4 protein-coding genes are annotated in these 4,677 nt (G+C 38.3%); 1 reads left to right on the top strand and 3 read right to left on the bottom strand.

Going from position 1 to position 4,677, the window contains the following annotated elements; translation table 11 throughout:
- Positions 1-269 precede the first annotated feature (269 nt).
- Entirely contained in the window at positions 270-557 is a 288-nt protein-coding gene (locus tag HT703_RS04650) for a hypothetical protein (protein WP_078373521.1), read from the bottom strand.
- A gap of 64 nt (positions 558-621) precedes the next feature.
- On the opposite strand from HT703_RS04650, the gene HT703_RS04645 reads away from it, so the two are divergent.
- The gene (locus tag HT703_RS04645) at positions 622-1,080 is read left to right on the top strand and encodes a hypothetical protein (protein ID WP_000733562.1); all 459 of its coding nucleotides are present in this window, start codon (positions 622-624) and stop codon (positions 1,078-1,080) included.
- A gap of 173 nt (positions 1,081-1,253) precedes the next feature.
- Here HT703_RS04645 and HT703_RS04640 read toward each other — a convergent pair whose 3' ends face one another.
- Both HT703_RS04640 and mobV read right to left on the bottom strand, forming a co-directional pair.
- The gene (locus tag HT703_RS04640) at positions 1,254-2,063 is read right to left on the bottom strand and encodes a replication initiation protein (RefSeq protein WP_000715517.1); all 810 of its coding nucleotides are present in this window, start codon (positions 2,061-2,063) and stop codon (positions 1,254-1,256) included.
- Positions 2,064-3,039: 976 nt separating this feature from the next.
- The gene (gene mobV / locus HT703_RS04635) at positions 3,040-4,542 is read right to left on the bottom strand and encodes a MobV family relaxase (protein WP_023937738.1); all 1,503 of its coding nucleotides are present in this window, start codon (positions 4,540-4,542) and stop codon (positions 3,040-3,042) included.
- Positions 4,543-4,677 lie beyond the last annotated feature (135 nt).

Below are 4,677 nucleotides of genomic sequence, written 5' to 3'. Positions count from 1 at the left end.
TAACACACTATACTTTACTTCGTAAAAGTGCGTTCTCCGAAGGCTCTTGCAGAGAGCTAGTCCGCCCACTTTATGCCAGGGAGAACTACAAAAAAAGCCCTCGAATCGCAAGGGCATTTTTTGAAAAATTGGGCGGCTTCGCTATTGTCCGACCAAAAAATCAAAGTAAACATAGTTGAGAAAATTATCTCCATAGGAAACATTGATACTATCAACTCCACACATCCTACATAGACAGTTTCCATTATATTTTTTAATATTCTTCAAAACTATATCTTATACAAATTATTTAATCTTTCTAACTCTAATACATTCATACATACTTCTACTCCAGTAACTCCCCCCTTACTATGAATAACCCCACAAGAAAACACAATCCTCTCCTTACTCAAAATATTTGACAACACTACTAATGATTCTAAAATATAATCCTTTATAATAATAAAACTATTATTTTCATCCTTAGCAAACTCTATAAATCCAATATCCTTACACCTATCACCAAGATGAAACCTAAGTGATTTCAAAAAATAATCAAAAAAAACATCACCCTTCATAGAAAACCCTTTCATTTTTAAAAATATTCTGATATAATCATACAAAAAATAAAGGAGAACTACCATGAAAAAACTTATTTTATTTATAACTACCTTTCTCACTCTTCTTTCATTTACTGTTACAACATATGCCGAAACTCCAAAAGCAAACCAAATCACCCCATATTCTACTGCAACTGGAAATGGTGGAGTTTCCAAAATAGAAATTTATGATAACCGAAGTAGAGCATGGTGGTACGCACGACCTTATACTAAAAGCTCTTATCAATTCTCTGGAGGAGTTCGTATTACATTAACAAATGGCCGTACCTTATATTACCCGGTAAGCGGTCAAGGTAGGGCAGGACAATCAGTTAGTGGTTCAATATATGTAAGCGGAAAAATAAAAAGAGTAACTTTTACAGGTGTAGCTTACGGCCCTGGTGGAATACAAATAGCACTTCCTCAATCAGAAACAAATAATTACAGTAGTGGTGGTTCAGGGATGAGCATACCGAACCCTGAAATTCTATACGAAGAATAATTCACTAACAAGAAAGAGACTGGGACAATTTTGTCCCAGTCTCTTTAAATTTCATCAACATCGAGCTGCTTTTTCATCTCAATAGCATCTTTTTACTCATAAATTAGATATAAACAAGTGTTTTCCATGACAGTTACAACCATTTGAACCATACTTAGATTTTTGAACAGTGCTTAATCTAAAAAATCATAAATATCTGTCTGTCGACTTCTTTCTTCAGCTTGCTTGATTATCTCTGCAGTTGGTACTTGTCGATTATCAGTAATCTGCATTTCATAGCCTATGACCTTTCGGCCATTTTTAACTACGTTTAGATAAACATCTACCCCTAATTTTTTCTCTAGCTCTTCTGCCCCAACTTTCAGACAGTTCCTTGCAAAGATTGCAGGGGGCATTCTTCTCTCTTCCCCTAAAAACCAATCTTGCCAATCGTCTAAATCTCCTTGAATGGTTGTGACACGTTGATTTTTAAAGCGATTTGCTTCCCACAATTTCATCAAAATAATGGCATACTTTGATTTGATTTGAGCTAACTCTGCCAATTTGAACGAGAAGAACTGGCTACGTAAAGCAAATACGTAAGGCGCAGCATCTTCTGAAAAGATAAATTCCACTTCGCCATTAGCTAAGAATTTAATTTTTCTAAATAACTGGGTCATCAATATCCCTTTAACGCCATTCTCAACGATTGGCAGATATAACGCAGTGTTTTCGTTTAGGGCTTTAAAGCCACGTGCCACACGCTCATAGTTTTTCCCTGAAGCGTTCAATCCAAAGTGCTTCAGCACCTCTTTTGCATTTGTCGTAAATGTATCTGTTGCAGTGCTTTCTTTGGTCACATAGCTAAAACAATAGTCCAGTAGCTTATGTTCAAAGGCTTTTAAATTCCCAAAGGCTTTGGCTAGGTCATTCGCTTGTACTACTAGATAATCTTGTCTAGACATCAAGCCCTCAAACGCATTTTCTGACTTCCCTTTTTTCATGGCTTAACCTCACGTACTTTTTTGTCATAAATGATTATATAATATTACATGACAAACTTCAAGTAATTTATTACTTTTTTGTCATGTATCACGTACTTTTTTGTCATGTATCACGTACTTTTTTGTCATGTATCACGTACTTTTTTGTCATGTATCACGTACTTTTTTGTCACTTATCTCCTCGCAAACCCTTGATAATACTGACTTTTTGACACCCCCAAAGTATATATAAAGTAAGTTATAAAGTAAGTATGAAAGTAACTCCTTTAGAAAAAATCCTTCATTTTTTTTTAATTTTTCAAAAAAAAAGACCCTATCGGGCCAATCTCTTAAAAATGCATCCGGGGTCTTTACAGCTCGAAGCTGAAGGCAGTCCCACACCCGACACAAAATAGTGCCCTTTGAGCTATCCGTTTCCAGTTGCCCGACCTATAAAGAGATTCACGCCACCGACCGTATCGCTGAGGCGCCTCAATTTGATTATATCACAAATGTCTATTTTTGACACCCATTATAAAACTATGTTATAATTTAATCAACAACAAGAGTAGTGAGTTCATCACGCTAAACGAAAAGCACCCTGTCCGCCAAGACTTAGGGTGCTTTTTTGCGCTAGCTACAACACACTAGCGTTCGTGAAAAGTGACACTATTTCTCGTTGTCATCGAAGCGCTTTTCAATCCACTTCATCCCATAGGCTTTCCCCAACTCGTACGCTAAGGGCAACACTACTCGGACAACAACAAGAAGAGTAATGAGTTCTAACAAGCTAAACACCTCCTTTCGAAGGCTTAGTGCCAGAATATTGCTATTATACCATGTCCGCTTGCTTTATTCCATGGTCTATTTGACAACAAGGAACCTAGGTCGTTAGTCTTTGGTTTGTCGGTCAGCTGAACAAAGTTCAGACTGAACCGCCTTAACCAGTCTAACTTGACCTAGCTTATTGTCAAATAGCTTTCACGGCATAAATCGCTCAGATACTCCGCCCTTTTGTAGGCTCATGTCTTTTCCTAGACAGTTCTCGTGTCTCTCTTAAGTTTTCTAAACGCTTATTGAGGCTGGTTACTTCTTTTTCTGTTATGACTTCAGAAAGGTCATCTAAGAGATTTTTAGAAACTTTCAACTCCCTGTTTTCTAGCTTTAATGCTTTGTTTTCAGTCTCTAATTGCTGATTTTTCCATTCTGCATGAGATAGGCTATTTTCAAGCCTACTCTTTGCTTCTTTCATGCCTGCTAGTGCATTTCTAAGTAACTCATTTTGATTGACCGCCTGCTCCAGCTTCTCTACAACATCAGACACAAACGTCTTCAGTCGTCCAACAAAATCCGAAGTAAAATTAAAGCCATCGCCAAACAGTTTAGGAGTAGCATTTTCTAATTCTTCCTGCAACTCTTTGGCAACTCGACGTCTATCTAAATCTCTATACGAAATTTTCGATAAGTTACTTGATTGTTCCACCAAAAGTTGCGTTTTTTCTCTATGAGCTCTCTCCAGACGAACCACATCATCGCTCAGACGCTTAGAATCGCTTTTTAACCCCTTTATTTCCTCCTGACGACTATTTACCTCAGAATTTAACTCAGATAGCTCTGAGAGCCTCTCAGAAGCCTCAGAATCGATTTTACCGTATTCGTCAATCTTTTTCTCAAGGACACCCTCTAAACGTCCTAAATCTGCCCTTAAATCGTTTCTATGAGTGTCTAGCCATTTGAAACGCTCTTCCAACGTCGCTTCTCGGATGTTAAATGTCACGTCTGAATCTGCAAACAAAGAACCTATGTCCTCATAATCTTGAATTTCTGACATTGTTGCAGGTCTACGTTCTTCCGTATGCCAATATTTTGGCGCTCCTAAATCTAGCAATTCCTGATTAAGAGCTTCACGCCCCATTTTTTCCTTGTAGTCCGCCACACTCAAATGCTGTTCTTTGCTATCTCGCTTTCCACGTTGCAACTCAAAACCATGCTCATTCATGTACTTTGGCAAATCTTCCTGAATATGCTTTAGCTCCTCACGGTTAAACATAACCTTTGATGACAGCTTACCATTTCTCATTGGCACAATCCCTAAGTGCATGTGTGGGGTACTCTCATCAAGATGTACACTGGCATAAGCAACGTTGGTTTCTCCGTAATTCTCCGCGAAGTAGTTTTTAGCCGTTTCAAAAAATTTTCTCGTCTGCTCCTGGCCCAACTTTTCAAAAAAATCTTTATCTGACGTAATAATCCATTCATCACACAAAACAGCGTCTTTCCGTATCCCACGTTTAGAACTCTTGTTCTCGTTCACATAGTCCTTAATTTGCCGTTCATACGACACAGAGCGGTCACGATCCGTCAACTCATAGTTGAGGTGTGACCTGCTCGTGTCGATGTCTTTGTTTGAGTGCTTTTCAAAAATCCGTTCATTGTGCTTATATGCGCCACCCAAATTCCCAACTTTCATTTTCTGCATTCTCGCAACCATGTAGCTCATAACTTTTACCTCCTCAGGTGGGTCATTCGAGTAGCGAATGACAGACGAGCCGGCAAGCCTATTGCTCGTCTATTGTGATAACATTCTAGCTAGAATTTTAGCACAAATTTCGGCTAACTTCCATGTAAAGTATAA

It is taken from the genome of Streptococcus sp. 3874, from assembly GCF_013276425.1.
GTDB classification, from domain to species: domain Bacteria; phylum Bacillota; class Bacilli; order Lactobacillales; family Streptococcaceae; genus Streptococcus; species Streptococcus pseudopneumoniae.
This window is presented reverse-complemented; position numbering and strand designations above follow the sequence as displayed.